This window comes from Sedimenticola hydrogenitrophicus, assembly GCF_029017505.1.
In the GTDB taxonomy this organism is placed as follows: Bacteria; Pseudomonadota; Gammaproteobacteria; order Chromatiales; family Chromatiaceae; genus Sedimenticola; species Sedimenticola hydrogenitrophicus_A.
Window position 1 is genome coordinate 19,423 of sequence record NZ_JAQGEI010000045.1, and the last position, 18,619, is coordinate 38,041.

General features: G+C 64.2%; 18 protein-coding genes. 8 read left to right on the plus strand and 10 right to left on the minus strand.

The genetic code is table 11. The features are described from left to right. Positions 1-101 precede the first annotated feature (101 nt). The 3 genes from O9K64_RS21055 to O9K64_RS21065 form a co-directional block, all read right to left on the minus strand. A complete protein-coding gene (locus O9K64_RS21055; protein ID WP_275100085.1) occupies positions 102-1,058 on the minus strand; it encodes a GIDE domain-containing protein in 957 nt (318 codons plus the stop codon). After that, positions 1,055-1,630, minus strand: a complete 576-nt coding sequence (locus O9K64_RS21060) for a LemA family protein (RefSeq protein WP_275100086.1) — start codon at positions 1,628-1,630, stop codon at positions 1,055-1,057. Before O9K64_RS21060 ends, O9K64_RS21055 begins: the two co-directional genes overlap by 4 nt. Before the next feature lie 331 nt (positions 1,631-1,961). Continuing rightward, positions 1,962-2,438 carry a hypothetical protein gene (locus O9K64_RS21065; RefSeq protein ID WP_275100087.1) on the minus strand — a complete coding sequence of 159 codons (477 nt, stop codon included), beginning with the start codon at positions 2,436-2,438 and terminating at the stop codon, positions 1,962-1,964. A gap of 456 nt (positions 2,439-2,894) precedes the next feature. Here O9K64_RS21065 and O9K64_RS21070 point away from each other — a divergent pair, with 456 nt between their 5' ends. Beyond that, entirely contained in the window at positions 2,895-3,428 is a 534-nt protein-coding gene (locus tag O9K64_RS21070) for a gamma carbonic anhydrase family protein (protein ID WP_275100088.1), read from the plus strand. A gap of 357 nt (positions 3,429-3,785) precedes the next feature. Here O9K64_RS21070 and aroE read toward each other — a convergent pair whose 3' ends face one another. Further along, positions 3,786-4,598 (minus strand): shikimate dehydrogenase, encoded by an 813-nt coding sequence (gene aroE / locus O9K64_RS21075; protein ID WP_275100089.1) that lies wholly within the window; start codon positions 4,596-4,598, stop codon positions 3,786-3,788. Between the two features lie 264 nt (positions 4,599-4,862). Then, entirely contained in the window at positions 4,863-5,876 is a 1,014-nt protein-coding gene (gene hemB / locus O9K64_RS21080; protein ID WP_275100090.1) for a porphobilinogen synthase, read from the minus strand. A gap of 156 nt (positions 5,877-6,032) precedes the next feature. Between hemB and O9K64_RS21085 the strand changes: the two genes are divergently transcribed. Next, the gene (locus O9K64_RS21085; RefSeq protein WP_275100091.1) at positions 6,033-6,374 is read left to right on the plus strand and encodes a thioredoxin family protein; all 342 of its coding nucleotides are present in this window, start codon (positions 6,033-6,035) and stop codon (positions 6,372-6,374) included. Positions 6,375-6,649: 275 nt separating this feature from the next. Continuing rightward, on the plus strand, positions 6,650-7,303 hold the full coding sequence (locus O9K64_RS21090) for an MlaC/ttg2D family ABC transporter substrate-binding protein (protein ID WP_275100092.1): 654 nt from the start codon (positions 6,650-6,652) through the stop codon (positions 7,301-7,303). A 277-nt stretch (positions 7,304-7,580) separates the two neighbouring features. On the opposite strand, the gene O9K64_RS21095 is transcribed toward O9K64_RS21090, so the two are convergent. Further along, on the minus strand, positions 7,581-8,147 hold the full coding sequence (locus O9K64_RS21095; RefSeq protein ID WP_275100094.1) for an L-threonylcarbamoyladenylate synthase: 567 nt from the start codon (positions 8,145-8,147) through the stop codon (positions 7,581-7,583). Between the two features lie 12 nt (positions 8,148-8,159). Beyond that, entirely contained in the window at positions 8,160-8,660 is a 501-nt protein-coding gene (purE, locus tag O9K64_RS21100) for a 5-(carboxyamino)imidazole ribonucleotide mutase (protein WP_275100095.1), read from the minus strand. A gap of 231 nt (positions 8,661-8,891) precedes the next feature. Between purE and O9K64_RS21105 the strand changes: the two genes are divergently transcribed. Both O9K64_RS21105 and O9K64_RS21110 read left to right on the plus strand, forming a co-directional pair. Then, positions 8,892-9,266 carry a VOC family protein gene (locus O9K64_RS21105; protein ID WP_275100096.1) on the plus strand — a complete coding sequence of 125 codons (375 nt, stop codon included), beginning with the start codon at positions 8,892-8,894 and terminating at the stop codon, positions 9,264-9,266. 175 nt (positions 9,267-9,441) lie between these two features. Continuing rightward, the gene (locus tag O9K64_RS21110) at positions 9,442-10,083 is read left to right on the plus strand and encodes a 2OG-Fe(II) oxygenase family protein (RefSeq protein ID WP_275100097.1); all 642 of its coding nucleotides are present in this window, start codon (positions 9,442-9,444) and stop codon (positions 10,081-10,083) included. Positions 10,084-10,329: 246 nt separating this feature from the next. Here the strand turns inward: O9K64_RS21110 and O9K64_RS21115 are convergent, their stop codons facing one another. After that, a complete protein-coding gene (locus O9K64_RS21115; RefSeq protein WP_275100098.1) occupies positions 10,330-13,575 on the minus strand; it encodes a DEAD/DEAH box helicase in 3,246 nt (1,081 codons plus the stop codon). A gap of 615 nt (positions 13,576-14,190) precedes the next feature. Between O9K64_RS21115 and O9K64_RS21120 the strand changes: the two genes are divergently transcribed. Continuing rightward, on the plus strand, positions 14,191-16,113 hold the full coding sequence (locus O9K64_RS21120; protein ID WP_275100099.1) for a RecQ family ATP-dependent DNA helicase: 1,923 nt from the start codon (positions 14,191-14,193) through the stop codon (positions 16,111-16,113). Positions 16,114-16,178: 65 nt separating this feature from the next. Here O9K64_RS21120 and O9K64_RS21125 read toward each other — a convergent pair whose 3' ends face one another. Next, entirely contained in the window at positions 16,179-17,027 is an 849-nt protein-coding gene (locus tag O9K64_RS21125; RefSeq protein ID WP_275100100.1) for a DNA ligase, read from the minus strand. Positions 17,028-17,554: 527 nt separating this feature from the next. On the opposite strand from O9K64_RS21125, the gene O9K64_RS21130 reads away from it, so the two are divergent. Together O9K64_RS21130 and O9K64_RS21135 are read left to right on the plus strand one after the other, a co-directional pair. Then, complete coding sequence (locus O9K64_RS21130; protein WP_275100101.1) at positions 17,555-17,815, plus strand: AbrB/MazE/SpoVT family DNA-binding domain-containing protein; 261 nt, start codon at positions 17,555-17,557, stop codon at positions 17,813-17,815. Further along, positions 17,802-18,194 carry a type II toxin-antitoxin system VapC family toxin gene (locus O9K64_RS21135; protein WP_275100102.1) on the plus strand — a complete coding sequence of 131 codons (393 nt, stop codon included), beginning with the start codon at positions 17,802-17,804 and terminating at the stop codon, positions 18,192-18,194. The genes O9K64_RS21130 and O9K64_RS21135 overlap by 14 nt, the downstream gene beginning before the upstream one ends. A 229-nt stretch (positions 18,195-18,423) precedes the next feature. Here O9K64_RS21135 and O9K64_RS21140 read toward each other — a convergent pair. Beyond that, positions 18,424-18,619, minus strand: a 196-nt coding sequence (locus tag O9K64_RS21140; protein WP_275100103.1) for a type II toxin-antitoxin system PemK/MazF family toxin, incomplete at its 5' end; no start/stop codon positions are given.

The window sequence follows — 18,619 nt, forward strand, 5'->3', positions numbered from 1 at the left end:
CGGGGTGAGTGGCCCTTACCGGTTCAGTAGGGGCGTAGGGGCAGGCCCGCGTGCCTGCCCGTGGTCAGATGCCGTTCAGCGGCAGGGCAACCATGGGACTTCTACTGGCTCAGGCGCAGGCCCAGCAGCCAGACCGCGGCGCTGCCACCGAGAAAAAACAGGGCGATGGCGGCGGAGGCCTTGAGCCGGTAGCGCCGTACCAGTTCGAAATCGGCCAGGGTGGAGAGCAGGAAGGGGTGACGGCTGGAGGCGGGTGCGCTCAGGGTGTGCGGGACCAGGTGGCGCTGCTGCTCAGCGTGGGCCAGGCGTGCCTGGGTCTCGGCCGCCCGGCGCGCCATCTCCCACTCCCGGTGATCGATGGTCCCGTCGCGGTTCAGGTCGAAACGGGCCAGCAACAGCGCCCGGTCCCGCTTCCATTCGCCCAGCAGTCCGCGCCTCAGCTCCGCCCGGGTCTGCCGGTGATCCAGGTCGTCCAGGCTCTTGAACAGGCCGATGGCGTAGAGCCGGTCGCCGGGGTAGATGCGCTCCTCGGTGTAGCGGTAGCGGCCCTGGCCGATCTGCTGGTTGAGGAAGCGCGCCAGCTGCAGCAACGGTGTGCGCTGTACCCGCTGCCGCAGGGGTGAGCGATCCGGCGGGTAGCGCTCGGCCCCGTACCAGATGCTGCGGTCGCTGGGGGTCACCTCGGCCCCCTCCGGGTCGATCAGGCAGTGCCCGGTGCCGTCGTCCAGCAGGAACAGGTGGTCGCTGGTATCGCTCTCCAGGGTGCGCCAATGCTTGTCGCCGCGCTTCTCGATGCGGTAGCGGTACCAGCAGCAGTCGATCCCGGTCAGGGGGGCCAGAATCGGTTCCCCCGCCATCAGGCGGGCATCGCCGGTCAGTTCCACGTAGCCCTGGTGGGCGGAGCGGATCCGGGCGGTTGGGGCGTCCTCGATCAGGCGGGCGCGGCCCAGCCAGCGAAAGGCGAAAAAGAGGCCGGTCAGGGCCGTGCCGGCACAGGCCAGCAGCAGGGCCCAGAACTCGAACTGCGAGAGGTGGAGGAGCTGTTCGCTCAGGCTCATCCGTTGAACAGCGATTTCAGGTCCACGTCCTGCTTCTCCTCGGCGGAGAACTCCAGCAGCTCGGCGGCCTTGAAATTGAACAGCCGGGCGACGATCAGGTCGGGAAACTGCTCGATGCGCACATTATTGTTGTTGACGCTCTCGTTGTAGTACTCGCGGCGGTCGGCGATGCTGTTCTCCAGGCCGGAGATGCGGCCCTGCAGGTGCTGGAAGGTCTCGTTGGCCTTGAGGTCGGGGTAGGCCTCGGCCACCGCGAACAGATTGCCCAGGCCCAGCCGCAGCTGGTTCTCGGCCCCGCCCAGGGCGCCGATGTCGCCGCGCTCGCGGGCGCTGGAGACGGCGGCGCGCGCCTGCATCACCCGCTCCAGGGTCTCCTGCTCGTACTGCATGTACTGCTTGCAGGTCTCCACCAGCTTGGGCAGCTCGTCGTGGCGTTGCTTCATCAGCACATCGATATTGGCCCACGCCTTGCTGACGCCGTGTTTCAGGTTGACCAGGCCGTTGTAGATGGCGATGGTGTAGAAGGCGACGACGGCCAGAATGCCCAGGGTGACGAAGGTACCTATCTCCATAGCGGCTCTCCAGGTGAGCGGTTTTTGTTATGGAGTCACTATACCACCAGGATGGTGTTGCGAAACGTGCACGGTTATCGGGGAGGTATTGGTTGCGAGGGGTAGTGCGAGAGGAGTGGTACAGGGGTGTACCGTTTACGGAGCCGAGGATGCCATGCACCGTTTGCGGACCCAAGGATGGAATGAACGCAAATTCACACGCATTTCGATATTGCCGGGAGAGCGGACGCGGCTGATGCGGCGTATGAATGCCGGGCGTAGGGAGTAGGTTGGGGTTCGCTCCGCTCACCCCAATCTGCATTCATTTTATGTCACCCTCAACTTCAGGGCTTCACTCCCCGGTCAGCTGCTTGTCCGGCCGTTTACCCAGGAAACGGCCCAGCAGCAGCTTGGAGCGCTCGGCGATGGCCGTCTCGCTGAGGCGGCGCTCGCGCAGCAGCAGGCGCTGCATCAGGAACGATTCCTGATAAAGAATATTTTCAGCCGGGGGGCTGTAGGGGGTGTCGATGGTGATGCGGGCGAGGCGCCCCAGGTTGATGCCGCGGCCGTCGTCCAGCAGGATCAGGTGGGGGGCCAGTCCGTGGGCCGGGTCGGGTCTGGGGAAGTCGAGCACGGCAAGCAGTTCAAATGGGGTATCGGAGAAGCGGATGCCCAGGTTGATCGCCTCCGGCTTCAGCTCGACCAGGTAGATCTCGCGGCCGATCGCCTGCTTCAGCCGCTCCACCTGGCGGCTGTAGTCGGCCGAGGGCCAGATCCGTTCCCCCTGCCACGCCTCGCATGCCAGTTCCAGGCAGTCGTCTTGCTCCATTCAACCCCCCCGTTTCAAGTGGAAACCCGCGCAACCGGCCCCAGCATAGCCGGTTTGCCCCTCCCATTTCCAATAGTTGTCGGGGTCGGAGTCAAGCCGCCCCGGGCACTCTGCAAAAAGGACTCCGACCCGAATGGCACTTAATTAGCAGTCTATTCCCGTGAAAGTAAGTGGATCGTCATCCCGGCGCAGGCCGGGATCCATATCCACCAATGGTGGTCGCTTCTCTGGATTATTCGCTCCGCTCACCCTTCGGGCCGACTTTCAGTCGTTCAACGCGCTTCGCGCTTTAGTCCGGCCTGCGCCGGAATGACGGTGGTTCTGGCTTAAGTAAGTGCCATTCGACTCCAACCCCTCAACCCCCCATCAAAGAAGGGCCGCCGCCGGTTTTGTTCCGATGCCCGAGCCAGTAGACTACCCTCTCTGTTCAATCGTGGTCCGCAACAGGAGATCCGCATGTCCAACATCCGCACCTTCGACGGCATGCTGCCCAAGCTGGGTGACTCGGTCTGGGTCGACCCGAGCGCGGTGATCATCGGCAATGTGGAGATCGGCGACCATACCTCGATCTGGCCCACGACGGTGATCCGCGGCGATGTGAACCGCATCCGCATCGGCAGCCGCAGCAATATCCAGGATGGCAGCGTGCTGCATGTCACCCACGCCAATCCCGCCTCGCCGGGTGGGCATGGCCTGACTGTCGGCGACGATGTCACCGCCGGCCACAAGGTGCTGTTGCATGGCTGCACCATCGGTGACCGCTGCCTGATCGGCATGGGTTCCATCGTCATGGACGGGGCGGTGCTGGAGTCGGATCTCATCCTGGCGGCCGGCAGCCTGGTGACCGAGGGCAAGGTGCTGGAGAGCGGCTATCTCTGGTGCGGCTCGCCGGCCAAGCGGCTGCGCAAGCTCACCGAGGAGGAGCTGGCCTTCCTCCCCTATGTGGCGGGCCACTATGTGAAGCTGGCGGAGAAGTATCGCAGCGGCTGATTTTTCGCCGATGAGGTAATTTTTTCCGGAGCGGCTTTTTTTACTCTCGCCAAGAACGCCAAGGGCGCAAAGAAGGCAAGTTTCGTAGGGTGGGTTAGCGGCGCATGGGTACGATACTTCCAGACTGCACCAACTCCCGGGCGCCGCGTAACCCACCGATTTCCAGCCTCCAGATGGTGGGTTACGGCGCGCGCGTGGTGCAATGTAAACGGCCATCTCCAGCGCAAGGCGCACCTAACCCACCCTACAGATCTCCGAAACTTGAGTTAACTTGAGTTGGTAAATGGAGATGACCTTCCATCCGCCTCCGCTGGTTCCGCGGTCGAGCCGTTTCCCGAGGTCGGCCACCGGACGGATTTATCGCAGGCTGGCGATCACCGGTGCAGTGTCGGGACGCACCCCACGCCACAGGAAAAACGCCTCGGCCGCCTGTTCCACCAGCATGCCCAGGCCGTCCAGCGCCGTGACGGCGCGCTGCTGCCGCCCCCAGCGCACGAAGGCGGTGGGCTCGCTGGCGTACATCATGTCATAGGTCCAGCCGCCGCCGGCCAGTATCCCGTCCGGCAGCGGCGGTACCTCGCCCTGCAGTCCGGCTGCCGTACCGTTGATGATCAGGTCGAACTGATCCCCTTCCAGCTCGTCCAGGCCACCACCGTGCACCGGTCCCAGGGTCTGCAGCGTCGCCGCCAGTTGGCGCGCCTTGGCGGCGGTGCGGTTGGCGATCACCAGCCGTTCCGGGCCGCACTCCAGCAGCGGCCGCACCACCCCCTTGGAGGCGCCGCCGGCGCCCAGCAGCAGGATGCGGCAGCCGGCCAGCAGGCAGCCGTGATTGAGGCTCAGGTCGCGCACCAGCCCGGCGCCGTCGGTGTTGTCGCCGCGCAGGCGCCCGTCGGCCAGCGGGATCAGGGTATTCACGGCACCGGCGCTCTCCGCCCGGGGGCTGCGCTCGTCAACCAGCGCCCAGGCCTGCTCCTTGAACGGCGTGGTGACGTTGAGTCCGCGCCCGCCGGCGGCGAAGAACGCCTGCACATCGGCCGCGAAGCCGTCTAGGCGACCGAGCAGCCGTTCATAGGTCAACGCCTCGCCGGTCTGTGCGGCGAAGGCCTGGTGGATCAGTGGCGACTTGCTGTGTTCGATGGGATTGCCGATGACGGCGTATCTGTCGGTCATGGTCTGTCACTTCTGTTGGAAAGGGAGCGATGCGGTTCGTGCCTCACCGGCATCCTGAGCGTCTGGTTTGTAGCCTGGATGGAGCCCGCCCCACGGAAACCCGGTTGGCACACAACCCAAGCGGGCGGAATCCGGGGTGCCTTTAGGTCGCGCCTGTTTCCCGGATTCCGCCGCCAAGGGGCGTGGGGCACATCCGGTTTGGCGGGTAGCGGCTACATCCGGGCTACGCTATGTTTATTCAAACTTGACTCCGAACCCTGGCAACTACTCGTTCAACCACTCGGCGGCGCTCTTGGCGAAATAGGTGAGGATGCCGTCGGCCCCGGCGCGCTTGAAGCAGAGCAGCGCCTCCAGCACCACCGCCCGCTCGTCCAGCCAGCCGTTCATCGAGGCGGCCTTGAGCATGGCGTACTCGCCGCTCACCTGGTAGGCGAAAGTGGGCACGCCGAAGCTCTCCTTGACCCGGCGCACGATATCCAGATAGGGCATGCCCGGTTTCACCATCACCATGTCGGCGCCCTCGTTCAGGTCCAGCTCCACCTCGCGCAACGCCTCGTCCGAGTTGGCCGGGTCCATCTGGTAGGTGTACTTGTTGCCGCCCCCCAGATTGGCCGCCGAACCCACAGCGTCGCGGAACGGGCCGTAGAAGCTGGAGGCGTACTTGGCCGAATAGGCGAGGATGCGGGTGTGGATGTGGCCGGCCGACTCCAGCGCCGCACGCACCTCGCCGATGCGCCCGTCCATCATGTCCGAGGGGGCCACCACGTCGGCCCCGGAGGCGGCGTGGGAGATGGCCTGGCGCACCAGCACCTCCACCGTCTCGTCGTTCATCACGTAGCCGGACTTGTCCAGCAGGCCATCCTGGCCGTGGGTGGTGAAGGGGTCGAGGGCCACGTCGGTGATCACCCCCAGATCGGGCAGCGCGTCCTTGAGGGCGCGTACCGCGCGCTGCGCCAGGCCGTCCGGGTTGAACGCCTCCCGCGCATCCAGGGACTTGGCGCTCTGCGGGGTGACCGGAAACAGCGCCATGGCCGGGATGCCCAGGGCGGCGGCTTCCTTCGCCTCCTTTACCAGCAGGTCGATACTCAGCCGTTCCACCCCCGGCATGGAGGCGACCGCCTCGCGGGCGCCGCTGCCCTCCAGTACGAACACCGGATAGATGAAGTCGGCCGGGGTGAGCCCGTTTTCGCGCATCAGCCGGCGGGAGAACTCATCGCGGCGCATGCGGCGGGGACGGACGGCGGGATAGCGGGCGGAGAGGGCGGTTTTACTCTGCATGGTCGAAGCTCCAACGTGCAGCTATTGAAAGATTTGGGTTCACTAAACGGTCTCCTAAGATACCGCACCACCCTGCGCGGCTCCACTCAAGATATAGCCGGATATGGTATCTTTGCCCGGTTTTGATCGGCAAGCAGTGTATGGAGTCGGTGGAGTATGCAAAAGTCACCCTATATTTTTGACGTGGATGTGGATGGGTTCGAACAGCAGGTACTGGCGGCCTCGGAGCAGGGACCGGTGCTGGTGGATTTCTGGGCCGAGTGGTGCTCCCCCTGCCTGGCCCTGGCGCCAGCCCTGGAGCGGGTGGTCGGGGAGCGGGCAGGGGAGGTTCGGCTGGCCAAGGTGGAGGTGGATGACAACATGAAACTGGCCGGCCATTACCGCCTGCGTGGATTCCCCACGGTGATCCTGTTTCACCGCCAACAGGAGATGGGGCGGTTTAGCGGAGCGCGCGCCGTGCACTGGATCGATGAGTGGATCGATCAGCATCTGGGTTGAGCGGAGATGGTGGTAAGGGATGTTTTCTGAAAAATCCTACAGCCCCCTCGGGATAGTGGGGTAGGGGAGCGCCCCGCCTCGGTTTAGAATCCGTCGCTTGCGACAGGGCGGCGCCCCATGCCGGGGGACGAAGCCGGATCTTTTTTCGGGATTTCGCCTGCTGGCTATCAAGAAAAGCCCCGGGCTGTCCGCTACTGATAACGTGGCCCGGCTTTCGGGTCAGATTTTATTTACCCCTGGAGAGGGATCAACAGGGCTTACGGAGATAAACAGAAATGGGAATATCAGCTCTGAGTTCAATTACACGCCGGCAGTGCATGTTGCTGCTGTTGCTTGTCTGCCTGCCCTTGACGGCCCCAGCGGAAGAGCTGGCCGGGCCACAGCAGGTGGTGCAGCGGATTTCGGATCAGCTGCAGCAGATTCTGCAGAATAACCAGGAGCGGATGCGGGAGGATCCGGCCTTTGTCTATCAGCTGGCCAATGAGGTGCTGGTTCCCCACGTGGATTTCGTTCATGTCTCCAGCCTGGTGCTGGGTAAGCACTGGCGCCGCGCCACGGCTGAGCAGAAACAGGCGTTTTCCGAGCAGTTCCAGCGTCTGCTGGTGAGGACCTACTCCACCGCCTTCAAGGAGTTCCAGGGCTGGGAGATTAGCTATACCCCGCTGCGCATGAACGACGGGGACAGCGATGTGGCGGTGCATACCCTGATCAATCGCACGGGTGCCCCACCGGTGGCGGTGGTCTATCGCATGCACATCCAGGACGGTGACTGGAAGGCGTATGACGTCAAGATCGAGGGGATCAGCCTGGTCACCAACTACCGCAGCAGCTTTGCCAGGGAGGTGCGGCGCAGCGGCATGAGCGGGCTGATCGAGCGGATAACCGAACTCAACGACAGCCGGATCAAGCGGGTGGCCGGCAAGAGCTAGACCCGATCCGTGAGTACGCTGTAAAAACTGCAGAATGTCAAAAAATCGTCTAAAGTTTTATCAGGGACGGTCGAAGATAGTAGTGAAGGTTGAAGTGATGTTTTCCACGATGAACCGCATATGGCAAAGGGTACATCGTCGCATTCGGGGGGCTGTGGTTACAGTTCCCCAATGCAACTCCTCCGGCGCTTAAACGGCGCTTTCGGGCTCATCCCCTCCCCAGATGAGTCCGTTTTTTTATCTCCCCCGAATAGCGATCGCCCCAGTAGGATATCCGTCAACCCCGAATCACCCGGCCGCTGGCGCCGTCGCGAATGGTGGAGGGGGCGCGGCGGCCGCCCAGCGGCGCATTGAGGAGGCAGTCGACCCGGCTGCCCAGGCGCAGACGCACCTGCAGCGCGGAGCGGGCCGGGTGCTGGCCGCTGCGGTTGGCGCTGGTGGAGACGAGGGGGGAGTCGCAGGCGCGGCAGAGGGCGGCGGCCGGCGGATGGGCGGTGACCCGTACGGCGAGGCTGGCGTGCACCCCGGTGAGCCAGAACGGTAGCCAGTCGGCGGCCGGCAACAGCCAGGTGTGGGGTCCCGGCCAGCTGGCCAGGATCCGCTGCATCAACGGCTCCGCCAGGGGTTTCACAAAGGGCCGCAGCTGCTCGAAATCGGCGGCGATCAGGATCACGCCCTTTTCCACCGGACGTTGCTTGAGTGCCAGCAGCGCCTCCATGGCGGATTCATTCAGGGGGTCGCAACCGAGGCCGTAGACCGCCTCGGTGGGGTAGGCAATGAGGCCGCCGTGATGAAAACAGCGCGCGGCCTCACGCAGTTTCCAGGGGATAACCGGGTGACGCATCCGTTCCCGGGCTCAGAGGGATGCCTGCAGTTTGGCATCCTTCTCCTTGACCTCGTTGGCGTTTCTCTCCCGGTCCGCGCGGATCCTGGCCGCCAGGTCGGGGTCCGACAGGGCCAGGATCTGTGCGGCCAGATAGCCGGCGTTCTTGGCGCCGGCCTTGCCCACTGCCACGGTGGCCACGGGGATGCCGCCCGGCATCTGCACGGTGGAGAGCAGTGCATCCATCCCCTGCAGGGGACCGCTGTCCAGCGGGATGCCGATAACCGGTTTCAGGGTCAGACCGGCCACGGTGCCGGCCAGATGCGCCGCCAGCCCGGCGGCGCAGATAAAGGCGGCGCAGCCACGGGCATCGGCATCCTTCACATAACTGTGGGTCGCATCCGGGGTGCGGTGCGCGGAGGTGATCTTCGCCTCAAACGGGATACCGAGGGAGTTGAGAACATCCATCGTAGACTGAAGTACCGGCAGGTCCGAGTCGGATCCCATCAGAACTGCGATAAAAGGTTTGCTCATGGCTCACTACCCAAAATCGATTAAAAAATGAGCAGGCAACGATACCGGAATTTTTTTGGCACGGCTATGCCTTGCTGCTATCCACATACACCGCACCTTGCCAGTTTCCCACTCCCCGGACGGGGTGTGGGCCGTAGTTGGGGTGAGCTTGCGAACCCCAACGCGCTGATCCGGAGCGCCAGAAAGGGCTATGCTACTATGGGTCAGGTTTTTCGTTTCAGGGTGATGGTGATGGGCAACACAGATCAGCGGCCTCCGCTATGGGTGGGGCATATTTTTCTGGCGACCAACCGGCTGGAGCAGTCCGCCGACTTCATGCGCCGGATGGGTATGCGCCCGGTGGACCTGGGGGAAGACTACGCGATTTTCGAAATGCGCGGCGGCACCCACCTGATCCTCTCCAAGGTGACCCAGTTCACCCCGGGGGAGGCGGATTTCGATCTGATGGTGGATGACCTGGAGGCAACCCATCGGCGATTTGCCACCCTGGAGCTCAACCCCTCGCCCATCGAACCGGGCAGCATCCACTCCAGCTTCAATCTCAGGGAGCCGGGCGGGAACCTGATCCGGGTACTCTCCAGCCATGTGGGCAATGAGCCGGTCTAGGAGCCAGTCGGGCTTGACCGATCGTAGCGAAGGAAAGCGCATGCCATCCTCAGGTCCGTAAACGGTACATCCATGTACCACTCCTCACCGCAACAATGGTGGATGCGCCTACCGGCTTATCCACCCTACGAAACTAGTTTATTAGAATGATGAACTACAAGGAGGACGATGGATCATGAACGGCCAGCCGGTGTGGATGGAGAAGGTGGAACAGCTCGGCCTGTTCCCGACCCCGGTCTGGACATTCCATCTGACAGCGGCGGCGCGCGCCCGGGTGCAGGGTGAGATGGTGCCCCTGCTCGACCGCCTCCGCCCGGTTGCCGAGGCGCGGCCAGCGGGCCAGGGCTGGCAGTCGCCGCGGGATCTGCACCGGCACCCCGAGTGCGCCACCCTGGTCGGCTATATCGATGAGAGTATCGGCAACATCCTGCGCTATCTGAAGATCGGCTACGAGGCGTTCGAGATCACCGGCTGCTGGGCCAACGTCAACCCACCGGGGGTGGCCCACCGCAGCCACAGCCACCCCAACAACTACCTCAGCGGGGTCTACTACCTGCAGACGCCGGCGGGCGCCGATAGCATCAACTTCCACGACCCCCGGGTGCAGGCCGCCATCATTCGCCCGCCGGTCACGGAGCTGACCGCGGCCAATACCGACCAGGTGGTGGTGCGGGTCGAGCCCGGCACCCTGTTGCTGTTTCCCGCCTGGCTGCAGCACTCGGTCGAGGCCAACGGCAGCGACGCTGAACGCATCAGCATCAGCTTCAACATGATGTTTTCCGCCTATGCCGAGCAGCTGGGCAAGCCCCTGTGGTGAACGGCGAAAGCGTATGGGTTCAGGGCATCGTTCAGGGGTAACTACTCACGGAGTGATTGGCCTGCCTTGTTGGCCGATCTTGATGGCGCCTCGAATCCGGCCCTTTTTTCAGATTCAAGCCTGCCCTTGTTTGAGCGAAGCGAGTTTGGGCAGGCGCTGAAAAAGGGGCCGGATTCGAGGAGATAAGCCAACGTGTGAGGCCGGCAAGGCAGGCCAGTCACTTACAGACCGATTGAGTAGTTACATTCAGGGGGCGGTATCGGCCGCCAGCAGGGCGCTGATGGTGGCGGCGTCCAGGAGTAACTCGTCTCCCGCTTTCTCTTTTCCATAGACCCGGTTGGCCAACTGCTGTTTCTTCGCCTGCAGGGCCAGGATCTTCTCCTCGACGGTGCCCTCGGTGATCAGCTTGTAGACGAACACCGGCTTCTCCTGGCCGATGCGGTGGGCGCGATCGGTGGCCTGCATTTCCACGGCCGGGTTCCACCAGGGATCATAGTGGATCACGGTGTCGGCCTCGGTGAGGTTGAGCCCGACGCCACCGGTCTTGAGGCTGATGAGAAACAGGTCCACCTCGCCGTGGCGGAAGCTGTCGATCACCTGGTCGCGTTTGCGGGTCTGCCCGGTCAGCTTGCAGTAGCGGATCCCCGCCCCCTGCAGCGCCTGCTCAATCAGGCTCAGCATGGAGGTGAACTGGGAGAACAGCAGGATGCGGCGCCCCTCTTCGAGCAGCTCCGGCAGCAGCTCCATCAGCATCTCCAGTTTCGCTGAACGGGCGTCCCGGCCGCCCCCGGTCCCCACCGGCAGCAGGCGCGGGTCGCAGCAGACCTGGCGCAACTTGAGCAGGGCGTCGAGTATGGTGATGTGGCTGCGCGCCAGGCCCTTTTTGGCGATGGCGTCGCGCACCTTTTTCTCCATCGTCAGGCGGATGCTCTCGTAGAGGGCGGCCTGCCTGCCCGCGATGGGCACGGTGCGCAGCAGTTCGCTCTTCGGCGGCAGCTCGCCGGCGACGACATCCTTGGTACGGCGCAGCATGAAGGGGGCGGTGCGTTGCGCGAGGCGTTGCAGCCGCGCCTGGTCGCCCTGTTTTTCGATCGGGGTGCGATAGCGGCGGGTGAACTGCTCGTGGCTGCCCAGGAAACCCGGCAGCAGGAAGTCGAACTGGGCCCACAGTTCGCCCAGGTGGTTCTCCATCGGCGTACCGGTGAGACAGAGGCGATGGTTGGCCTTGATCGCCCGCACCAGTTGCGCCGCCTGGGCGCGGGGGTTCTTGATCTGCTGCGCCTCGTCGAGGATCAGGTAGTGGCAGGGTTGGGCGAGCAGTACCTCCCGGTCACGCGGCAGCAGCGGATAGGTGGTGAGGATGAGGTCGTACGCGTCCAGGGTGTGGAAATGCTCGTTCCGTCCGGGGCCGTGCAGCACCAGCACCTTGAGCCGCGGAGTAAAGCGCGTCGCCTCGCGCCGCCAGTTGCCCATCAGGCTGGTGGGGGCGATGATCAGGCTGGGGTGCTGCATCCGCCCGGCACGCTTTTCCACCGCCAGGTGGGCCAGGGTCTGCACCGTCTTGCCCAACCCCATGTCGTCGGCGAGAATGCCGGCCAGCTCATACTCGCGCAGGAACTGCAGCCAGTTCAGCCCCTGCTGCTGGTAACCGCGCAGTTCGCCCTTGAAGGTGCTGGGCGGCTTGACATGTTTGATCCCGGTAAAGCCGCGCAGTTTTTTTGCCAGGCGTTGCAGGGAGCGCGCGCCACGGATCTCGATATCGCCCAGCTCCAGCAGGCGCGGCGCATCGAGGCGTGACAGGCGCAGTTCACTGCCGCCCCCCAGGCTGTCGAAGAGCTCGATGATGTTCTGCAGGATCGGCTCGATCTGCTCCCGCGCCACCTCGACATAGTGACCCGCTGCATAGGGAAGATAGAGGGTCGGTGGCAGGGTGCCGGGGCGATAGTCGTCGATCAGCCCGCTGATCAGCGGCAGCAAGGGATACTTCCGGTCGCCGATCTGGATATCGAAGCGCAGGCCGAACCAGTCGCTGTCCGACTCCTCCACCTCGGCGCTGATGTCGGTGGCGCGGCTGAGGCTGAGGGTCGACTCCGCTGCCTGTTCCACCTGCCAGCCCTCGGCCTGCAGGCGCGGCACCACCTCGCCGAGGAAGCGGAACCAGGCGCCCAGGGCGGCCTGGCGCGCGCCCGCGATGGGTAGTGGCGTGAAGCGACCCGGCCGGGCCGCATCGCGCTGCAGGCCCTCGGCCATCAGCCGTTCGCCGGCCGCGCTCTCGGCGGTTGGGTCACGGTGGATGCGCAGCAGCCTGCCGTCCTCCCCCCGGGTGATCGTCGCCGCGCCGGGGGCGGGATCGATCAGCAGCTCGCCCCTCTCGCCCTTTCCACCATAGCGGAATTGCAGCGCCAGCATGGAGTTGAGCGGCTCGCTGCCGTCGAGATGCAGGGTGAGCCGCGGCACCGGCGGTACCGCGCCGAGATCGGTGATCTCGACCGGCTCGGGGGTGGGCAGTTGCGGGTGGTGTAGCGCCAGCAGGCGGCTGATCCGTCCGGCCTCGCCGCGCGGGACCGGCGGGGCCGAGGCGATAGCATGCAGGTGATCGGCATCGATCCCGTCTGGCAGCACCACTGCCCCGGCCTCGTGGCGCGCCGGGTCGATATACAAGGGCGGGGTGACGGGCACCATCAGCGCCGCATCCGCCAGGCCGAGCACCAGGCGCAGCATGCGGCCTTCGTTTTCCCATTTCAACACGGCGTCGCGGACCGCGCCGCGCCGTAGCGGCCGCTCACGCTGCTCCCCCCAGAAGGCGCGTCCGCTGTCGAGCATCATGCCCAGCGCGGGGTTGCCGGCGGCTCCGCGCAACAGCGTGCCGCCCCACTGATAGGTGTTGCAGGCATTCAGCAGGGCGATGATCTCCGCGTCGATCGGCTGCAGGTAGCGCGGTGTCTGGTAGTGATTGCCGAGGGTCGCCAGGGTGACCCGGCGCCCCTTGCCGAAGCGGCCGTCACGCTTGCGCCGGGCAACGGTGAAGTTGACCTCGATGGCGCCCTTACTGCCCGGCTCGAGGGCATAGAGGAGCTGATCGACCGCGGCTCCACCGGTCCGCGCCAGGGGCTGTTCCGGCGACTGAAACCGTTCGAGCCAGTCGGCAAAGGCCGAGGCGTCGCCGGACTGGATCCGGCCGGCTCCCTCGCGTTGCCGGCAGGCCAGGCAGGCGGCAACCACATGCTTGCAGTTATACCCCACCGGGCAGTCGCAGAAGCCCTCGATCTCGATGCCCTCGGGCGAGCGGTAGAGTCCAATATCCTGGTCGTAGAGCCGCTGGCCGCTGCCCCGGGTGGTGGTCAGCAGGCGGATGCCGGCGTCGTCCGAGCGGATCACCTCGATGATCTCGACCCGCCCCTGGTGAAAATAACTGTTACCGCGCTCGTAGGCGCCGGGGCCGCACTCCCTGCGCAGCAGCATGGCGGTTATCTCCTGGATCTCGATGTTCAATGGCGTGCTCGTTGCGGGTTTGTCATCAGTGGGCTTAGGCAAAGTCGGCCATGTTACTCCAGGGCGACGGCAGCGAGAACACCCTCCATTGATCCAGGGCGCCCCGAACATACATCCATGGCCCGGACTGGTAACTCGTGTATCGGAGCTCGCAGTACTTGTAGGGTGGGTTAGGCGCGCCCTGCGCCGGGGTTGGTCGTTTGCATTGCATCGTGCGCGCGCCGTAACCCACCGTTTGGCGGTTGAGAAATCGGTGGGTTACGCGGCGCCCGGGTGTGGTAGTGGCCGGGAAGCGTGGTGCCTGTGCGCCGCTAACCCACCCTACGAATTGGGTGCAATCGAAAGTGTTGGTCAGCTTATTTGGCAACCGAAAAAACGGTTATTTACGGATTCAGCCCGTAGGGTGGATAAGCCGGTAGGCGCATCCACCATTGCTACGGTGAGGAGTGGTACATGGATGTACCGTTTACGGACCTGAGGATGGCATGCGCAAGCTTATCCACCCTACAGTACTACTGACCAACACTTTCGATTGCACCCCTACGAATTCAGGGCCATGCATCGCGGCAGCCATGCTGTTAGGATATAGGTTCAGCCACAACACGGAGCATTACCATGCAAGAAAGGATTCTGAACACGCTTAGGGAGCAATTCGGCCACGACGGCTTCCGCCCCGGCCAGGAGGCGGTGATCGGCCATCTGCTGGCGGACCGCTCGGCCGCGGCGGTGTTTCCCACCGGCGGCGGCAAGTCGATCTGCTATCAACTGCCGGCGCTGCTACTACCCGGTGTCACCCTGGTGGTGTCGCCGCTGATCGCCTTGATGAAGGACCAGATCGATGCCCTGAGCGAGCGCGGCATCGCCGCCCGGCGGCTCGACTCGACCCTGAACGCCGAAGAGTACCGTGACGTGATGGAGCAGTTGCGCGACGGTCGCCTGCGGCTGCTCTATGTCGCCCCGGAACGGTTCAACAACGAACGCTTCCGCGAGGCCATCGCCCGGGTGCGGGTGTCGCTGTTCGCGGTGGACGAGGCGCACTGCATCTCCGAGTGGGGCCACAACTTCCGCCCCGATTATCTCAAGCTGGCCGGCTTTGCCCGGCAGATCGGTGCCGAACGGGTCCTCGCCCTGACCGCCACCGCCACGCCGCCGGTGCTGGAGGATATCCGCCGGGTATTCGATATCGCCCCGGAGTGCGCAGTGCGCACCGGCTTCTACCGGCCCAACCTGGAGTTGCGCAGCAGCGTGGTCAGCGCCGCCCAGCGCGACGCCGCGCTGCTCGGCATGCTGCAGGAGCGCCCGTCCGGTCCCGCTATTGTCTACGTCACCCTGCAGAAGACGGCGGAGCAGTTGGCCGAAAAACTCGCCGCCGCCGGCTGGCCGGCCCGCGCCTACCACGCCGGCATGCAGGACGAGGCACGCGCCGGGGTGCAGGAGTGGTTCATGGGCTCGGAGCAGGCCGCGGTGGTGGCCACTATCGCCTTCGGCATGGGCGTGGACAAGGCGAATATCCGCTATGTCTACCACTACAACCCACCCAAGAGCCTGGAGAACTACGCCCAGGAGATCGGCCGCGCCGGCCGCGACGGCGAACCCTCGATCTGCCACCTGCTGTTCTGCCCGGATGACCTCAACGTGCTGGAGAATTTCATCTATGGGGACACGCCGGGGGCCGGCGCCCTGCACAGCCTGCTCCACGATCTGTTTGGCCGCGAGGCCGAGTTCGATCTCTCCCTGTACGAATTGGCCGCCCGTCACGACATCCGCCCCCTGGTGTTGCGCACCCTGCTCACCTACCTGGAACTGGATGGCCTGCTGGAGGGCGGCACGCCGTTCTACAGCCAGTACAAGTTCAAGCCGTTGCTCGGCTCAAAGGCGATCCTGGAGCGCTTCGAGGGTGAGCGGCGGGCATTTCTCGGCGCCCTGTTCAAGCAGGCGCAAAAAGGCCGCACCTGGCTCTCCCTGGATGCCGATGCCGCCTCCGCCGCCCTGCAATGTCCGCGCGAGCGGGTCGTTCGCGCCCTCGACTGGCTGGGTGATCAGGGGATGCTGGAGTTGCAGGCCGCCGGGGTGCGCCACCGCTACACGCGCCGGCGTATGCCGGACGATCTCGATGGCCTCGCCGCGGCGCTGCACCAGCGCATGGCCAGCCGCGAGGCGGGTGAGTTGCGGCGCCTGCGCCAGGTATGTGAACTGGCCGCGCTGGAGGGATGCCGCACCGCCCTGCTGGCCGCCCACTTCGGCGAGACTCTGGAGGCCCCCTGCGGTCACTGCAGCGGCTGTCTGGAGCCGGCACAACCGTTGCCGGAAAGAGAACAGCGGGCGATCCCGCCGGGCCTCGTCGACCAACTGGCCCCGCTGCTGGCGGAAAAGGCCGCCGCCCTCGACTCGGCACGGGCGATCGCCCGCTTCCTGTGCGGGATCTCGTCGCCCGGGCTGAGCCGCGCCAAACTCGGCGGACACCCGCTGTTCGGGCGGTTGGCGGAGGTGCCGTTCGGGCGGGTGGTCGCCTGGGTAGAGGAGAGTGGTCTGGTTTGATCGGGTCAAACACGGGCGCTGTTGGGGAGGCGTAGCGCCTCCCCATTCACTCACTCAACCGCCAACTACGGTTTACGAACACGCCAGAAGACCGGAAAGCGCGGCTTGCCGTGGCGGGTCCAGCCGTGGTGCTTGAAGGTGATGGTGCTGCCGATTGGCGGCGGATCGCGCCGTTGGGCATCGCTCAGTCCCGAGCCGACGGCAAAGCGGGTGCCGTCGGGCAGCACCACCTGCAGCGATCCCACCAGCCCCGCGTACTTGCCCTGGCCGGGGTTGTAAGCCACCACCTCCGCCTCACTGTCGTCGAAGCGCTTGTACTTGCGCAGGTGCTCGCTGCGGCCCGGCTGGTAGGGGGAGGCGGCGGCGCGCAACATCACCCCCTCGCCCCCCTGTGTCTCGATGCCATCCAGCACCTGTTCCAGATGCATCCTTCCGGTGCAGCGGGTCTGGGTCGCCAGGCCGATGGGGGAGGGCGGCCGTTGCGCCAGCCAGTGTTGCACCACCTGCATACGCGCCTCGAACGGCCCCGCCTGTGTTGGCGCATCGAAAATCAGGTAACGGATCTCATCCCAGCCCGGCCCGGGTGCATAATCACGCACGCTCGCCAGCGTTTGCGCAAAACGGCCCCGCCCGGCCCATAGCTCGCCGTCGACCGGAAATGGCGGCAGGGCGGCGCGGAAGGCCGCGGGCAGGTTGATGGCTTCGCCGCCTCGGCTCAGCATGCGCGTGCCGTCCCAGAAGCCACGCACCCCGTCGTACTTCTCGCTCACCCACCAGCCGGTCGGGTCGTCCCCCGAATGCCACAACGTCGCCAGCATCAGCCGGGGTGCCTCGGCCAGTGCGTGACCGCCGGCCGCGAGCAGCCAGCACAGGCACAACAGTTTTACCGGGGATAAACGCAGCGGGATTCTCATGGCGTAACAAGCTCCTTTTGTTGCGGAAGAGAGAAGGTGTCACTGTATCAGCCGTGGCTCCAGGTGCAATACCTATCAACTCGATTGGTTGAACTGGGCTGGTCATTCTTGATGATTCGGGCTAACTAGTGTCCATCCAGAAACGCACGTAATTTAAATTGTCGTCACCCCGGCGGAGGCCGGGGTCCAGGGGATTCAACAGGTTACTGGATTATTCGCTTCGCTCACCCTTCGGGCCGACTTTCAGTCGTGCAACGCGCTTCGCGCTTTTGTCCGGCATTCGCCGGAATGACGATTTCTGTAGTTTCTGGATAGGCACTAACTATGAGTCGCGGATTTAACTCGTATGTGCAACTCAATGTTCGGAATAGAGGGCAAACCGCAGAAGGAAGAAAGCAACTTAACCGGGTGTAACAAAATGGCTGACCACGTCAATTCCCATCAACGTCGGCCCCCTTTGCAATCTGTATCCTATCGGGCTAAAGTAAGAACGCGATCTTACTTTGTTGTTGCGAGGTACAATCATCATGTCCACCACACGCCTTTCCAGCAAGGGGCAGGTGATCATTCCCAAAACGGTGCGCGAGTCGCATCACTGGCGCTCGGGCCAGACCCTTGAGGTGATCGATACCCCTGACGGTGTGCTGTTGCGGAGCAAAGCTCCCTTTGCACCGACCTCCCTCGATGAAGTGGCTGGGTCGCTTCCCTACACAGGGCCGGCGATAAGTCTTGACGAGATGGAAGACGCGATTGCCGCCGGGGTGCGTGACCACCATGATCGCGGTTGATACCAACATCGTGGTGCGCCTGTTGAGCCGTGATGACGAGTCGCAATTCCAACGCGCCTACCATCTCTTCAATGACCATAAGATTTTTATCTCCACCACCGTGGCGCTGGAGTGCGAGTGGGTGCTGCGCTATGCCTACAAGTTTTCACCGCGGGAAATAGTTGCCGTGTTGCGGCGGCTGTTCGGCCTTGAAAACGTGGTGCTGGAAGAGGGCGAGCGGGTCGCCATGGCCCTGGAGTGGCATGAACAAGGACTCGATTTTGCCGATGCCCTGCACCTTGCTGCGAGTCCTGAGGGTACACCCTTCTACACCTTTGACCGGAAATTGATTAAAGGCGCACGCGGCGTGTCGCGCCAGGACGTTAGAGAACCCGATTAGGTCCTGCACATAGATGTCACGGAGAGATTTGCCGGCGCCCTGCTTCACTGGTGCCGGTGGTTTCTGCTCCTGGAACTCCGCCCGGAACCGGTCCTACTGCTTAGTTTCGTAGGGTGGATAAGCCGGTAGGCGCATGCCATCCTCAGGTCCGTAAACGGTACATCCATGTACCACTCCTCGCCATTGCCGCTGACTCCATGAATTCGTCATTTCATCGGCAGTGCCTGATTCAGGCCAGCATTTCCATCAAGACCGGATGCCAGCTTTCCAGCGCGATACTGCCCATTTTTTCACCCAGGCGCTGCCGGTCCACCGAGTGGATCTGGTCGAGCAGGATGCGGGCCCGTCTGCCCCGGAATCGAATCTCGGGGCGACAGCCCAACGGCTGTCCCTTGCTGGTGAGTGGTGCGATAACTATCCGGGGT